The sequence below is a fragment of the Paenibacillus sp. cl123 genome, assembly GCF_900101595.1.
Classification (GTDB): domain Bacteria; phylum Bacillota; class Bacilli; order Paenibacillales; family NBRC-103111; genus Paenibacillus_G.
On sequence record NZ_FMYY01000001.1, the window covers coordinates 58,735 to 73,553 of the forward strand.

At 56.0% G+C, this 14,819-nt stretch carries 14 protein-coding genes, 1 pseudogene and 1 riboswitch; of the genes and pseudogenes, 13 read left to right on the plus strand and 2 right to left on the minus strand.

Going from position 1 to position 14,819, the window contains the following annotated elements; translation table 11 throughout:
- A pseudogene (locus tag BLR08_RS00280) lies at window positions 1-1,812 on the plus strand (hypothetical protein); the annotation flags it as partial.
- Window positions 1,813-1,814: 2 nt separating this feature from the next.
- Window positions 1,815-2,378, plus strand: a complete 564-nt coding sequence (locus BLR08_RS00285) for a CvpA family protein (protein WP_072329860.1) — start codon at window positions 1,815-1,817, stop codon at window positions 2,376-2,378.
- Window positions 2,379-2,593: 215 nt separating this feature from the next.
- Here the strand turns inward: BLR08_RS00285 and BLR08_RS00290 are convergent, their stop codons facing one another.
- On the minus strand, window positions 2,594-2,980 hold the full coding sequence (locus tag BLR08_RS00290; RefSeq protein WP_072329862.1) for a cupredoxin domain-containing protein: 387 nt from the start codon (window positions 2,978-2,980) through the stop codon (window positions 2,594-2,596).
- A gap of 380 nt (window positions 2,981-3,360) precedes the next feature.
- On the minus strand, window positions 3,361-3,729 hold the full coding sequence (locus BLR08_RS00295; RefSeq protein WP_072329864.1) for a phage holin family protein: 369 nt from the start codon (window positions 3,727-3,729) through the stop codon (window positions 3,361-3,363).
- Between the two features lie 190 nt (window positions 3,730-3,919).
- Here BLR08_RS00295 and BLR08_RS00300 point away from each other — a divergent pair, with 190 nt between their 5' ends.
- The 11 genes from BLR08_RS00300 to BLR08_RS00350 all read left to right on the plus strand — a co-directional run bounded on the left by BLR08_RS00300 (window position 3,920) and on the right by BLR08_RS00350 (window position 14,478).
- Window positions 3,920-6,307 (plus strand): endonuclease MutS2, encoded by a 2,388-nt coding sequence (locus BLR08_RS00300; RefSeq protein WP_072329866.1) that lies wholly within the window; start codon window positions 3,920-3,922, stop codon window positions 6,305-6,307.
- A 120-nt stretch (window positions 6,308-6,427) separates the two neighbouring features.
- Entirely contained in the window at window positions 6,428-7,105 is a 678-nt protein-coding gene (locus BLR08_RS00305; protein ID WP_072329868.1) for a PspA/IM30 family protein, read from the plus strand.
- A gap of 109 nt (window positions 7,106-7,214) precedes the next feature.
- Window positions 7,215-7,637: a DUF350 domain-containing protein gene (locus tag BLR08_RS00310; RefSeq protein WP_072329870.1), complete on the plus strand. Its 423-nt coding sequence runs from the start codon at window positions 7,215-7,217 to the stop codon at window positions 7,635-7,637.
- 161 nt (window positions 7,638-7,798) lie between these two features.
- Entirely contained in the window at window positions 7,799-8,311 is a 513-nt protein-coding gene (locus tag BLR08_RS00315) for a hypothetical protein (RefSeq protein WP_072329872.1), read from the plus strand.
- Between the two features lie 304 nt (window positions 8,312-8,615).
- Window positions 8,616-9,947 carry an MFS transporter gene (locus tag BLR08_RS00320; protein ID WP_083537029.1) on the plus strand — a complete coding sequence of 444 codons (1,332 nt, stop codon included), beginning with the start codon at window positions 8,616-8,618 and terminating at the stop codon, window positions 9,945-9,947.
- A 138-nt stretch (window positions 9,948-10,085) separates the two neighbouring features.
- On the plus strand, window positions 10,086-11,012 hold the full coding sequence (gene cysK / locus BLR08_RS00325; protein WP_072329874.1) for a cysteine synthase A: 927 nt from the start codon (window positions 10,086-10,088) through the stop codon (window positions 11,010-11,012).
- A gap of 179 nt (window positions 11,013-11,191) precedes the next feature.
- Window positions 11,192-11,503, plus strand: coding sequence for a GNAT family protein (locus BLR08_RS00330; RefSeq protein WP_072329876.1), 312 nt, complete (start codon window positions 11,192-11,194; stop codon window positions 11,501-11,503).
- A 149-nt stretch (window positions 11,504-11,652) separates the two neighbouring features.
- Window positions 11,653-12,144 (plus strand): Lrp/AsnC family transcriptional regulator, encoded by a 492-nt coding sequence (locus tag BLR08_RS00335; RefSeq protein ID WP_072329878.1) that lies wholly within the window; start codon window positions 11,653-11,655, stop codon window positions 12,142-12,144.
- Between the two features lie 15 nt (window positions 12,145-12,159).
- Entirely contained in the window at window positions 12,160-13,359 is a 1,200-nt protein-coding gene (locus BLR08_RS00340) for an aminotransferase class I/II-fold pyridoxal phosphate-dependent enzyme (protein WP_072329880.1), read from the plus strand.
- A 132-nt stretch (window positions 13,360-13,491) separates the two neighbouring features.
- A complete protein-coding gene (locus tag BLR08_RS00345; RefSeq protein WP_072329882.1) occupies window positions 13,492-13,758 on the plus strand; it encodes an aspartyl-phosphate phosphatase Spo0E family protein in 267 nt (88 codons plus the stop codon).
- 165 nt (window positions 13,759-13,923) lie between these two features.
- Window positions 13,924-14,478, plus strand: a complete 555-nt coding sequence (locus BLR08_RS00350; protein WP_256257570.1) for a hypothetical protein — start codon at window positions 13,924-13,926, stop codon at window positions 14,476-14,478.
- A 123-nt stretch (window positions 14,479-14,601) separates the two neighbouring features.
- Window positions 14,602-14,816, plus strand: a riboswitch (cobalamin riboswitch).
- Window positions 14,817-14,819 lie beyond the last annotated feature (3 nt).

Below are 14,819 nucleotides of genomic sequence, written 5' to 3' on the forward strand. Positions count from 1 at the left end.
CGTGCGGAGCTCGAGGACATGCTGACGGCCGAGCTTGAGACTCAGGAGCGTCAGCGCGTTGAGTTCGAAGACAAGCTCGCCGCCGAACGAGCGGAGCAAGAACGCCAGCGAGCGGAGTTCGAGGCCCGTCTGGCGTCTGAGCTGGAGGAGCGCGGCCGAGAGCGTGCGGAGCTGGAGAACCGGCTGGCGTCCGAACGCGAAGAATATGCCGGCAAGCTGGCGGAACGGGAGCGGCAAATTGCGGAGCTTAGCGAGCAGCATGATCAGCTGCAGGAGGAGCTGATTGCGCAGCAGCAGGAGGTTGAGTTTCAGGTTGCGCTTTATAATGAGCTGGCCGAGCAGAACAAGGTTCGGGAAGCCAATCTCCAGGCTGAGCTGGGAGAGGAAGCCGAGCGTTCACGTCTGGCTCTGGAGGCTGAAGCACGGCGCAGGGCAGAGCTGGAACAACAGATCGATCGCTTGGTAAAAGAGGCGCAGGAGAGCGCTGCCGCGGCTGCGGCTCGTGAGAAGGAACGCGAGGCTCTTCATGCGAGGCAGATAGAGGAAGCCGAGCTGCGGCGGCAGGCGGAGCTGGACGAGCAGATTGAGAAGCAGCGCCGGCTGCAGATTCAGCTCGGGGAGCAGCTCGAGCTGGGACGCGAGCTGCAGCAGCAGGCTGAAGCGCTGCGCCATGAGCTGGAGTCGGGGCGCATGAAGCAAAGCGAGCAGTTGGAGGAGCTTGAGCTGCAGCTTGAGCTGTACCGCGAGCTGGAGAGCGAGCTTGCCGGGCAGCGGCAAGCCAGCGCGGCGCTCGAAGCGGAGCTGCAGCAGCGTTTCGAAGCCGGACAGGCTGAACTTGAAGCGCGGAAGCAAACGGAAGCGGAGCTACGGGAGCGTCACAGCCAGGAGCTGCGGCAGGCGGAAGAACAGCGGCAGGCCGAGCTGGAGCAACTGGAAGCACGCCGCCAAAGAGAGCTGGAGGAGGCAGAGGCCAAGCGGCAGGCCGAGCTGGAGCAGTTGACGGAGCGCGCCCGCAAGGAAGCGGATGCGCTTGGCGCACGCGGCGCCGAGCTTCAAGCCGAGCTGAGCGAGCGGGAGCAGCGAGCTCAGCAGCTGGAGCGCCAGCTGGCGCAGCAGCAGGCCTATAATATGCAGCTGCAAGAGAGCAGCAGCCAGTGGCAGCAGCGAAGCGAAAGCCAGGCGGCTCAAGCCGATGAATTGCGAATCGCGCTGCTGGCACGGCAGGAGGAGCTGCTCTTTCAGCAGGAGCTGTACGACGAGCTGCAGAAGCAGCATGATGAGCTGGCCGCGCGCCTTGCTCAGCAGGAGCTAAACAGCAGGCAGGAAAGCGAGCGGCAGCGGAGCCGGCAGGAAGAGCTTGAACGTGCGCTTGAGGAGAAGGAGAGCCAACTGGCCGCCCTGCAAGCAGATATCCGTCAAGCCCAGGAGCTCGGCCGGGCGCTTCAGGAGCAATGTGCGGCCTGGGAACATAAGCAGAAGCACTCTTTGGAGGAGCATAACGTGCTGACAGCGCGGCTCGCTTCGCAGGCCGCAAGGTTAAGTGAGCTGGAGGCGGTGGCTGTAGAGTCGGAACGCATGCAGAAGGAGCTGGAGGCAAACCGTGAGGAGCTGGCTCTTCAAAACGAGCTGTACCACGAGCTCCAGCAGGAGCTGAAGCATCAAAACCAGCTGCATAAGGCGCTGCAGGCCGAATACGACGAGCAGCAGGAGAAAGCCGAGAGAGTGTTCCGCGAACTGGGGCTGCTGCAAACGGAGTATGAGAAGCTGCAGGTCGAGTATAACGAATGGATCGAGCTGGTCGAGAAGGATTAGGTATGAATGGACTGGATTACGGCCTGCTGGTCGTTCTCGCGATGGGACTGGCCTTGGGGTATGCCCGGGGGTTTATTGGGCAGCTCGTTTCAATGGCCGGTCTCTTCGCGGCATACCTGGTGGCATTTTTTGGTTACAGGCAGACGGCCCCCTGGATTCAGAAGTGGATGAATTTGGCCGGACATGAGACTTATGCCAGGTACGAGCTGCTGGCTCAGGAGCTTCGGGTGGATACTTATGTGTACAATGTGCTGGCGTTCGGACTTCTGCTGTTCGGAACGAAGCTGGTCTTCGGGATAGCGGGAAGACTGCTTCAGTGGCTGGCTGCCGCTCCGGGGATCAAAACTTTCAATAAATGGAGCGGAGGCGTTCTCGGCTTGCTGGAGGGGGCGCTCATTGCAGTCATAGCGGTTCATCTCATGACTGTTCTGCCGAGCGACACAGCCCAGAAGCTGCTCGCAACATCGAGGGCGGCGCCCTATGTGGTAGAGCAGACGCCGCTGGTGACAGCCAAGCTGAAGGAGTTATGGCAAGCCCAGGTGCAGAAAGCTCCGGAGCGCCAATAAAGGCACTCATTGAAGGCAGAAATTCGAATTCGAGCGCATAGAAAATCAGCAAATAAATCAGCGACGTCACATCCGGCTTCAGGCCGTTATGTGACGTTTTTGTTTGGCGAGAAGAAATCGCATGCCCATTAGTCTCCACTGTGGCGGAAAATAAAAAAGGAAAGCAAAAAGGCGTCCGCAAAGGACGCCTTTCTTAACCCGGTCACCTTATCCGACTACTCAACGATCAGCTTGGATTTCATGCTGATATGGCCGGAGCCGCAAGGAATGCTGCAAATGATATCGTAAGTTCCCGCTTTGTCGGGCTTAACCGTCGCAGAGAGCTTATCTCCCTTCAGCTCCACATTCAGTCCGTTGATGGCAACGCCGTGAAGGCCGGCCTTGTTCTCCAGCGTAAACGTGACATCCTCGCCTTTTTTGACTTTGTATTCCTTCTGATCGAATTGATAGTTTGTTGCCACCAGTTTGACCTGCTGACCCGCGCCGCCTGAAGCAGGGGCGGATTGGCCGCTGGGAGCAGGAGCAGCCTCCGGCTTGGCGCCGCAAGCGGTCATGACTGCGATCAGAGCGATTGCCGATATGGATACGATCCATTTTTTCATAATTAAATCCCCTCCGACATCTTATGATTCTGTGGATGGCAGGACCTTGAACGGCCCCGCTACCTCCAAGCATAACCGATTTTGCGCCGGTTGGCTGTGTCGAATGGGTGACAACCCTATGAAAAACCCGTGAAATTTATAAGTCCGGTGAATAAATCTGAAAAGCCGATAAGCAGTTGAATCTGCGCGCGGAAATCCCGATCGGCCGTGGTGCGCGCGTTATTCGCAGCCAGTAAGGGAGGCGGCAATATGCTTATAACTAATTTATCACTAACTCCCGCACGGCAGGTTAATATAAGGTAAAGCTGGCGGCTTAGCTGACAAAATCAGCCGTACTCGCCGGCTGAACCCGGCGAGCACGGCTGATCGCTCTGGCTGTACTACCTGGAGCCTTCCCGGCCGCTGACTCCATTTTCGAACGGAGTTTTGACCGGAATGAAGAGATCGATAATCCCGATCACGAGCGCCGCGAGAATCGCTCCAATGATGCTGGTCGATACGTTGCTGACGATGAATTGGGCTGCCCAGATCACGAGCGCGCTGACCAGAAAGCCTACAATCCCCCGTCCGAAGGGAGTAATTCGTTTGCCAAACACTCCTTCGATGACCCATGCCGCTACGGCGATGACGAGGGCCAGGAAAAACGCGCTCCAAAATCCGCCTACGGTGAATCCCGGAACGATCCAACTGACCACCAGCAGCATTAAAGCGGAGACGATGAATCTGACAATGTGACCTAATATGTGCATCAGACAATTCCTCCTTTGCTTTCTTGGATTATGGTATGTTCTTGCCTGTACACTCATTAGACTTACCCGCAGCGTCAGTGGATATGAGTGGGAGGTGCAGGCAAAATCATTCGCTTTGGGAACGCAAGTTGGATATAATAGCAGATGTAACCGGTTAAGGCTATGAAAGGCAGGTTCCTTATAGAAACCGATGAAAACTATAACTACTTATAATCAGAAAATACTGAATACGCTTGATTACCGGGCCGTGCTGGACAAATGCGCCCATCACGCTTCAACTTCGCTCGGACAAGAGCTGGTCACGGAGCTGACGCCAAGCGGCGATTTTCAACAGGTGAAGACGCGTCTTCAGGCAACCGAAGAAGCTGTGAATGTGGACCGGCTGAAGGGAGGGGCTCCGTTCGGAGGCATTCGCAACATCCGCAATGCCCTGCATCGCGCCCGGATAGGAGGCGTTCTTAACACAACCGAGCTGCTGGACACGGCCATGACCAGTCAAGGAGGACGGAGGCTCGGCAAGTTTCTGGAAGATGCTAACGGCGATTATCCGATTCCGCTGCTGCTGGAGCTGACGGACCGTCTGACCGATCACAAAGCGATGGAGGACAAAATCCGTCAGTGCATAGACGATCATGCGAATGTAGTGGATTCGGCAAGTCCGGAGCTTGCCCGCATCCGTCAGGAGCTGCGCGGCAGCGAGTCCAAGGCCCGCGAGCGGCTTGAGCAGATGGTGCGGACGCCGTCTATCCAGAAGATGCTGCAAGACAACCTGGTGACGCTGCGCAATGACCGTTATGTCATCCCGGTCAAGCAGGAGTACCGCGGCCATTTTGGCGGAATGATTCATGACCAGTCGGCTTCAGGCGCCACGCTGTTCATCGAGCCGGAAGCGGTCGTCCAGATGAACAACCGGGTCCGCGAACTGAAGCTTAGGGAAGAGGTCGAAGTCGAGAAAATATTACGGATGCTCACTTCGCTTGTCGCCGATGGAGCCGATACGCTGCTGGCCAATGTGGAAGCGTTGGCGGAGCTCGACTTCATCTTCGCCAAGGCCGGCCTCGCCAGGGAAATGAAAGCGACGCTGCCGATCCTGAACGATCGCGGGTTCATCAAGCTGAAGCGCGGGAGGCATCCGCTCATCGCCGCGGATCAGGTCGTGCCGCTGGACGTGGAGCTGGGCAACAAGTTCTCCGCCATCATCGTCACGGGTCCCAATACGGGGGGAAAGACGGTATCCCTGAAGACGGTCGGGCTGCTGTCGCTGATGGCGATGTCGGGACTGTTCGTCCCGGCGGAGGAAGGCAGCCAGCTGTGCGTGTTCGACGCAATTTATGCGGACATTGGGGATGAGCAGAGCATCGAGCAAAATCTCAGCACATTTTCCAGCCATATGACGAATATTATTCGAATCCTGAAAGAAATGACGCCCAAAAGTCTGGTCCTGCTTGACGAGCTGGGCGCTGGCACCGACCCGGCGGAAGGCTCCGCGCTGGCGATCTCGATTCTGGATTATATCCACCGGATGGGCTGCCGCATTCTGGCGACTACCCATTACTCGGAGCTGAAGGCTTATGCTTACGACCGGCCGGGAGTCATCAATGCCAGCATGGAGTTCGATGTCCAGACGCTGCGGCCCACCTATCGTCTGCTTGTCGGCGTACCGGGCCGAAGCAATGCCTTCGCGATTGCTTCGCGGCTTGGACTGCCCAAGCCGATCATCGATCACGCCCGCGGCCAGGTCGGCGAGGAAGAGCAGCGCGTCGAGTCGATGATAGCGACGCTGGAGGAGAATACGATCCAGGCCGAAGCGGAGCGGACGACGGCCGCGCAGCTGCGCGGGGAAGTGGAGCGTCTGCGTGAAGAATTGCGCCGCGAACGCGAGCGCTTTGACGAGCAGAAGGGCAAACTGATGGAGAAGGCGGAGCGCGAAGCTCGGGAGGCGGTCGCCAAAGCTCGCCGGGAAGCGGAGGAAGTGATTACCGAGCTGCGGCGTCTGAAGCGGGAGGAAGGCGCCGGCGTCAAAGACCACAAGCTCAGCGAGCTTAAGCGCAAGCTGAACGATGCCGTGCCTGACCTGAAGGTAAAGCAGCCCTCCTCCGCCAAGCGCAAGCCTGACCGTCTGGAGCCGGGCGATGAAGTGCTGGTGACTACCGTGGGCCAACGCGGACATGTCGTCGAGCTGGCAGGTGATCATGAAGTGACGGTACAGCTGGGCATTCTGAAAATGAAAGTGAACAAGGCTGACGTCCAATTGCACAAGCCGGCGGCTTCCATGGCGAAAGCCCCGCAGCCTCCGAAGGCAACCTCCAGCTTGAAGCGGACGCGGGACGAGAACGCCAAGATGGAGCTGGATCTGCGCGGAGCCAATGTGGAAGAGGCGATTGTGGAGATCGACCGTTTTCTGGATGAGTCGTATTTGGCCAATTTTGCCCAGGTCTATATTATTCATGGCAAGGGTACGGGCGTACTCCGCACCGGGGTTCAGGAATATTTGCGCAAGCACAAGCATGTCAAAAGCCAGCGTTTGGGTAATTATAACGAAGGCGGCGCAGGAGTTACCGTGGCGGAGCTGAAATAATAAAGTTTGAAAGGTTTGAAACGTTCGTGTCCCGGCTCCGTATGAATAGGTATGAACAAACGATGCTAATGAATCTGCAGGCAGTGTATAAGAGATTTTTTAACCTAGGAGGACTGGAAAATGGGGATTTTTAAACGGTTTCGCGACTTGACGATGGCTTCGATCAATGACTTGCTGGATAAAGCGGAAGATCCGGTGAAAATGCTGAATCAATTCCTCCGCGATATGGAAGCGGATATCCAGGAAGCCGAGATTGCGGTTGCCAAGCAAATTGCGATTGAGAAAAAATTCAAGCAGCAAGTTGAAGAAGCGCAAGAAATGGTGCAGAAGCGCGAGGAGCAGGCGCTTAAAGCGCTTGAGGCCGGCAACGAAGATTTGGCCAGACGCGCGCTCCAGGATAAGAAGGAGCATCAGACCCGCCACGATGAGATGAAGGTGCAATACGATACCGCGAAGACCAATGCGGATCGTCTGCGCAGCCAGCTCTCCGAGATGAAGGATGAGTTTGGCAAGATGAAGAACAAGAAGGACCTGCTGATCGCCCGGGCCGAAGCGGCGAAGGCGCAGAAGCAGATCAATCAGGCGATGTCGGGCTTCGGAACGGACAACGCGGCCAAGGGTTTCGACCGGATGAGCGAAAAGGTGCTGCAGCTGGAGGCTGAAGCGGAAGCCAGCAACGAGCTGCGCTCGAAGGACAAAAGCCTGGATGACGAGCTGAACGCGCTCGGCAAAAATGACGGCGTCGACGACGAATTGGCCGCTCTGCGGGCAAGATTGGCTGCCAAGAAGCAACCTTAAGCCTGGTACTTGCAGGAGATACAGGATACACGGAGACTGAAGGTCCACAAGCCTTCAGTCTCTTCGATTGTTTCCGAAGCCTACCGGAAGGGCGAGGTGAAGATAGATTATGCCAAATGAAGAGGTGGACCTGTTTATGAGCAATCCGTTCGTGGAAACGTTGGCGTTTTTCTCGGTTGCGGTGCTGGCGCTTGTCGTGTTTCTGGCCATATTTGAGCTGGTGACGAAGTACAAGGATTGGGATGAGATCAAGAAGGGCAATGTCGCTGTTGCGATGGCGACAGGCGGTAAAATTTTCGGGATATGCAATATTTTCCGTTTCGCTATTTTGAATAACGATTCGCTGCTCGTTTCGCTGACCTGGGCCGCTTACGGATTTGTTCTGCTGCTGGTCGCTTATTTTATATTCGAGTTCCTGACTCCGTATTTCAAGATTGATGAGCAGATTCAACAGGATAACCGGGCTGTCGGATTAATCTCCATGATTTTGTCCATTTCGCTGTCGTATGTGATCGGGGCGAGTGTCACGTAACGCTCCATTTGTACATACCGAACGTAAACCGCTATTTCAAGGTGAGGTGCCGAACCGGTGAAGTATTTGTGGGGGATTTTGCTTGCGCTTGCGCTTGTTTTTTTGGGCGCGGGCGTTTACTATTTTATTAATCACGCATAAGGGTTTGAGGAGGAATCGCGTTGTCCCATCCGGAGGATCAGGTTTGCCCATGGTGTCAGACTGAAATTGTATGGGATCCGGAGATCGGTCCGGAATCCGCTTGTCCCCATTGCTTCAACGAGCTGGGCGGGTATCGCAGCATCCAATTGACGGTGAAGCAGACCGGACAATCAATTGAGTTCGACGAGGACGATGAGGATGACGACGAGGCATTTGCCGACTACGATGAGCTCGACGGTGAAGAACTGGAAGCGCTTGACGAATATGAAGAAGGCGTGCAGCGGGTGCTGGATCGTCAAGAGGAAGCTCCCGAATGTTCAGCCTGCCACAGCTTTATGGTGCATGCGGGTGCCCATGCCTCGACTGAAGCTTTCGAGCCTGCGGTGTCTGAAGTCATCGGAGCGCCGCTGCTGTCTGCCGGTTATGCCACGCAAGTTTATGTTTGTCCGTCCTGTTTTAAGGTCGAACATATTTTGGCCGAGAAAGACCGCCTGGCCATGACGCGGCTGCTGAAGCAGGCAGGGAGCTCTTAGCAGCCGACCCGCTGTCTCTGGAACGGTTAAGCTTATAGTCTGCGCTTACCCGTTAAACTTGGAAGCCCTTGAGCCATCGTGCGGCCGGGCTTCTTTTTTGTTTTTTTAGACAGTAAGGTATCACAGAGCACACTCCTAGAGCGATTGGAACCCTATATCCAAACCTCCCCACGAAAACTAAAGGTTGGAGCCGCACGCGGAGATATTCAAGGGTCTGGACAAGAGGTTATTTCTGCCGCTCATCATGCTTTCCGTAGGTTTGGGGAACGTTAATACCTACATTCCAAGGGATAGGATGGAGCGCATGCATACCGGATCTAGACACTTTCCGCAACAAGGCGTACGCGCCGGCGATGAGGCGGCGTCCATGCTGCCGAAATGGACCGTCTTCGAAGACCGGCACGGTCACACAGGGAAGGGCAAGGGCTCCGGGAGAGCGAAGCCCAAAGGGAAGCCCCTGGACGGTCAATCCCGGCTGCTGCTCGCGGTCAATGGACTGTTCGCGGCAGGCAACGCCTTGTCTGGCACCTTCGTAAATGTCTACCTGTGGAAGGCGCGGCATGATTTTACGCTTATCGGGTGGTTTACGCTTATTCATTACGCAGCGATGGCGCTGACTTTTTGGCTGGCCGGCAAATGGGTGAAAGAGCATAACAAAATGAATTGCCTGCGCGCGGGTGTGGCGGTTTCCGCGTTGTTCTACATACTCGTGCTTTGGTTTGGCGAGAGGGCGGCGGATTTTTTCGTTCTGCTCGGGGTTGTGCAGGGAATGGCCGCCGGTTTCTTCTGGCTGGCCTTTAATGTCGTTTATTTTGAGGTGACGAGTCCCGATAATCGCGACCGCTTTAACGGCTGGGCCGGGCTGCTGGGCTCCGGAGCGGGGATGGCCGCCCCCTGGATCTCGGGGTTTCTGATTGTTCGGATGCAAGCGGAGACCGGCTACCGGTTAATTTTTACAATCTCCTTGGTCGTATTTCTGATCGGGGCTGCCGTCAGCTTCTTCCTGAAGAAAAGAAAGACGTCCGGCACGTACGAATGGACGCTGACCTGGACGTGCCTGCGGCAAAAAGACACGGCTTGGCGCAAGGTCGGCTTGGCGCTGATGGCTCAAGGCATGCGAGAGGGCGTCTTCGGCTTCATGATCGGATTGCTGGTGTACGTTCATACGGGCAATGAGATGAAGCTGGGCAATTTTGCGCTGATATCGTCCGCGGTGGCTCTCGTATGCTTTATGCTGGCGGGACGGTTATTGAAGCCGCAATACCGCCGCAAAGCGATGCTGATCGGCGTTGTCATGCTGGTCGCGATCATCCTGCCCTTCTTCTGGCAGGTCAGCTTCACTACACTGCTTATCTTCGGGATCGGGGCCGCATTGTTTTATCCGTTGTATGGCATACCGATGACGACGATCGTCTTCGATCTGATCGGCCGTGATGAAGAAAGCGCCAGACGGCGAGAGGAATATATCGTCCTGCGCGAGCTGGCGCTCAATGCGGGCAGACTGCTGGGCACAGGCATCTTTATTGTCGTTGTATCGAGGACGGCGTCGCCTGCCGTTTTGAATATCCTGCTGTTTGCGCTGGGCTCTACGCCGCTGGCCGCCTATTATTTTATGCGCAAGGCGGAAGCGGCTTGAGATGGGCGGCTCCTAGCTTCTGTTGGCCAGTCTCTTGACAATACGGCTCCAGTCTATAACAATTAAGGCCATGGGTATTGCAGGGATTACAAGGTTTGCGGCAATGGCCGGGATAGCGGAAGGAGCTGCTTAGCAGGTATGAACAGACAAGCAAGAATGGTAAACAGTGTGGCGGAGCTGATCGGCGGTACGCCTGCCGTCCGGATTCGCAGATTGACGGGAGAGCAGGACGCGGAACTGTACGTCAAACTGGAGTATTTCAATCCGAGCGGCAGCGTGAAAGACCGGGCTGCCTACAATCTGATCGCACAGGCCGAGCTGGACGGCAGATTGAAGCCCGGTGCAACGATCATCGAGCCGACAAGCGGCAATACGGGGATCGGGCTCGCGATGAACGCAGCCGCCAAAGGCTATAAGGCGATTCTGATTATGCCGGATAATATGAGCAAGGAACGCATCAATCTGCTGAAGGCTTACGGGGCTGAGGTTGTGCTCACGCCGGCCGCCGAACGTATGCCCGGGGCGATCCGGAAGGCGGAGGAGCTGCAGGCGGTCATTCCGGGCAGCTTTATCCCCCAGCAATTTGAAAATAAGGCCAATCCCGATATACACCGGACCACAACTGCGCCAGAAATCCTGGAGCAGATGGACCGGCGGCTCGATGCGTTCGTAGCGACCTCCGGCACGGGAGGCACGATTACAGGGACGGGAGAGGAGCTGCGCAAGGCGCTGCCGGAGCTCAAGGTCTATGTGGTGGAGCCGCAGGGCTCACCGGTGTTATCCGGCGGCGAGCCGGGGCCGCATAAGCTGGTAGGCACCAGCCCGGGGTTTGTGCCGGCGATTCTGAATACGTCTGTCTACGATGAGATCGTCCAGGTTAGCGATGATGACGCCCTGCAGACGATGCGGGAGCTGGCCAAACAGGAGGGCATCCTGGTAGGTCCTTCGGCCGGCGCGTCGGTATGGACGGGTCTGCAGATCGCCCGCAAGCTCGGCCCCGGCAAGCGGGTGCTGTGTATAGCGCCGGATACGGGGGAACGTTATTTGAGCATGAATATTTTCTAAGCTTAACCCGGTTTCCAGGACGATGGAAATCGGGTTTTGCTTGCTTGCGAATGATAAGGCGCAGAAGGGGACAGGCACACGTGAAAATGATTTGAATATTTATTCATTATAATGTATAATAATAAATACAAGTCATTTCATCCGTTAGGCAAGAATTATGCTGGGAGGGACATGAGATCATGAAAATTGCTTTGCATAACGAATTGCCGTGCGAGGCGCAAGTTCGAGAGCTCATCGACGCTATGACAGGCCAGGCTTCGTCTCTGGAGGCCTTTGAATATGAAACGCTTCGCTCCGGCGGAAAGCGCCTTATCGCCGCTTATGATCAAGACCGGCTAGTCGGACTCGGCAAGCTGGCCGAAGAGGGCATTTCCTCCGGCTCCGCTATCGAGTTTGCGATCCTGCCTGCTTACCGGGGCCGCCAGATTGAAACTTACATGAGCAAGCTGCTGCTCGCGGCTCTGCCCAAGACAGCTGTTCCGGCTTGCTGATCCCCATCCAACTTGTCCCGTACCGCCTCCTTGAATGGAGGCTTTTTTTTCTTTGCCAAAGAGCCAGCCCAAGGTGTAATATGGAGAGATAAGCAAAAGCTTGAAAGCTTTATGCTTGGATGCATGACCTTGGTCAGGAGGATGAATTCATGGAACAATTCAAAATGAAGATCGTTGAGCTGCTGAAAGAAGACGCGCGCCGGAGCCCTGCGCTGATCGCAACCTTGCTTGGTGCGTCCGAAGCGGAAGTGGCGGAGGCGATCAAGGAGCTCGAGGAAGCGAATGTCATCGTGAAGTACGCGACGGTCGTGAATTGGGCCAAAGTGGACAGCGAGAAGGTAACCGCCTTGATTGAAGTGCAAATTACGCCCGAACGCGGACGCGGCTTCGACGCGATCGCGGAGAGGATCTACTTATATCCGGAAGTCAAATCCGTCTACCTGATGTCGGGAGCCTATGATCTGCTCGTCGAAATCGAAGGCAAGACGTTGAAGGAAGTCGCTTCGTTCGTATCCAACAAGCTGTCGCCGATCGATCGGGTGCTGTCGACCAAAACGCATTTTATTCTTAAAAAATATAAGCAGGACGGGATTATATTCGAGGATCATGAGGATGATCACCGCCTCCTAATCTCACCGTAAAGGACGCTGAGAACGATGATAGAGCAGAAGCAAAGCACGGGGCAAACGCCTAGGTCCATGGGCAGCTATTTGACCACGGTCGTAAGAGATATCCCGCCGTCAGGCATTCGCAAGTTTTTCGACCTTGCCGTAGGCAGCAAGGATATCATCTCGCTTGGCGTAGGCGAGCCTGATTTCAGTACGCCCTGGCATGTGAGGGATGCCTGCGTGTATGCGCTGGAGCGGGGCAACACAAAGTACACGCCCAACTCCGGGCTGCCGGAGCTGCGCGAAGCGATAGCCGAGTATTTGAACGACTCCTTCCAGGTGGCCTACGAGCCGAAGGACGAAGTGCTGGTTACGGTCGGAGGCAGCGAGGCGATCGATCTGGCCCTGCGCGCTCTGGTCTCGCCCGGCGATGAAATTCTGGTGCCCGAGCCGACCTATATTACGTACGGACCGATAGCCAAGCTGAGCGGAGGGACGCCCGTCGGGATCGAAACCTTCGCCAAGGATAACTTTAAGCTGACGCCGGAGTCGCTGCGCGCTGCGATCACTCCTCGCTCGAAGGTCCTGATTCTCTGCTATCCAAGCAATCCGACGGGGGGCATCATGACCTACGACGATTGGCTGCCTATCGCCAAAATCGTCGAGGAGCATGATCTGATCGTCATCTCCGATGAGATTTATGCCGAGCTCACTTATGGTCAGAAGCATGTCAGCTTTGCTTCGATCCCCGGCATGCGGGACCGGACCGTTCTGGTGAGCGGGTTCTCCAAATCCTTCGCGATGACGGGATGGCGGATGGGTTATGTATGCGCCCATCGCGAACTGATCGCAGGTATGCTCAAAATTCACCAATATACGATCATGTGCGCTCCGTCGATGGGCCAGGTGGCCGCGCTCGAGGCACTGCGCAACGGGATGGAAGAGAAGGACCGGATGGTGGAATCCTACAATCAGCGCAGACGGCTGGTTGTACAGGGCTTCAGGGAGGTCGGCCTCCCCTGCCATGAGCCTCAGGGAGCGTTCTACGCGTTCCCGTCTATCCAGGCAACAGGTCTTAGCTCGGATGAGTTCGCGACCCGGCTGCTGTTCGAAGGAAAGGTTGCCGCGGTCCCGGGCAATGTGTTCGGACTGGGCGGAGAAGGCTTTTTGCGGTGTTCGTATGCCTACTCGGTCAGCCAATTGACCGAAGCGTTCGACCGGATAGGGAAATTCATGAAAAAGTTGTAATTTCGACAAAAAAAGCCATTTTCAAGTTACCCTAAAACTGGTATGTTAGATACATGGAAGTTTCATAGGTTTAATCATTTATGAAGCTTGCCATCTGTGGGTCTAAAGATCGGGAACAGGGAGGGATGAATAATGGCTTTTCCGGAATATCGGCTTCGGCAACACCTTCAAGTCGGATGGATTCATGAAAACGACCATAAGGCCAAGTGGATTTTTGGGAAACAAAAAGCAACCTCGACATCTGTATCCTTAGAAGATGAAATTTACCGTTTGCGTCAAGAGCTGGAGGCGCTCGTACAAGGCGGAGACAGCTTGACATCCCCCCGCGTCGTCGAGATCAGCATGGAGCTGGATCTTAAGATTAACGAATATATGAACCGCAACCAGAGAGGCCGCTGAGAAGCGGTTTCTTTTTTTTAGCGGCAGGCAGGTTGAAGGGCCGACAGACGGTTAACGGAGTAAATAATTTTTGATCCGAATCATTCCGGTATGGTAAGATATAGCGATGAGAAGGTCATGCAAATGGCAACCTGCAGAAGAAATACCGGATGGAGGGAATGGGTCTTGAGGAGAGGAAGCTGGCTGATCTGCGTATTATTGGTGCTGGTTCTGGCGGGCTGCGGCGGCGGTCCGAAGGAGGATGTGCCGATCTTTATGATGTCTAAAACGGGCATCCCCGGAGAAGTGGCGGAGAAGCTGGAGAAGGCTCTTATCGCCAAGGTGGGGGAGACGCCGACGGTAGCGATATCCGCGTCGCCCATGTTCTCGATGGACAAGATGATTGTTGAGATTGCGGCGGGCGGCAACGGCATTCTCATTATTCCTGGCGAGCAGTTCCATGGGATGAGCAAGCAGGGCGGCTTCGTCCCCTTAGATGATGTGGCGAATCCCGCCGATTTCCCGGACGGGGTGCTGGAGCTGCCGGTCGAGGAGGAAGGCAAGCCGGCGGATAAGTCGAATCCCAAGCTGGAGAAGCATCTGTACGGCATCCCGATGGAGCATACCAAGTGGTTCAAGGAGCTTGAGCTGAACGGCAAGGATTTGTATGCCTTCATCCCTCAGAACGCGAAGGATATTGAGAAGGCGAAGCAGGTTCTGAAGCATATCGCGCAGAAGTAACCCCTTAAGTCCGGGACATGCCCCGGCAGCATCGAGCAGCAGAAGCAGCCAAGTCATGCGCAAGTCACAAGTCACAAGTCACGAGCAAGTCATGAGGAAGTCACGAGCAAGCCGCCCCGGTTCCCGGGGCAAAACGGTTCGGGTGCCCGCGTTCGGACGCGTCAAGCGTCGCGGGTTAAAAGGGAAGCCGGTGCGACTCCGGCGCGGTCCCGCCACTGTAACCGGGCGATAAGCCTCCGAGAAAGCCACTGTTTGCCGCGCAAGCGGCGATGGGAAGGCAGGAGTGCGCCGAGAGGAGCCCGGAAGCCAGGAGACCTGCCCGAACCGTTACAGCTGATGCC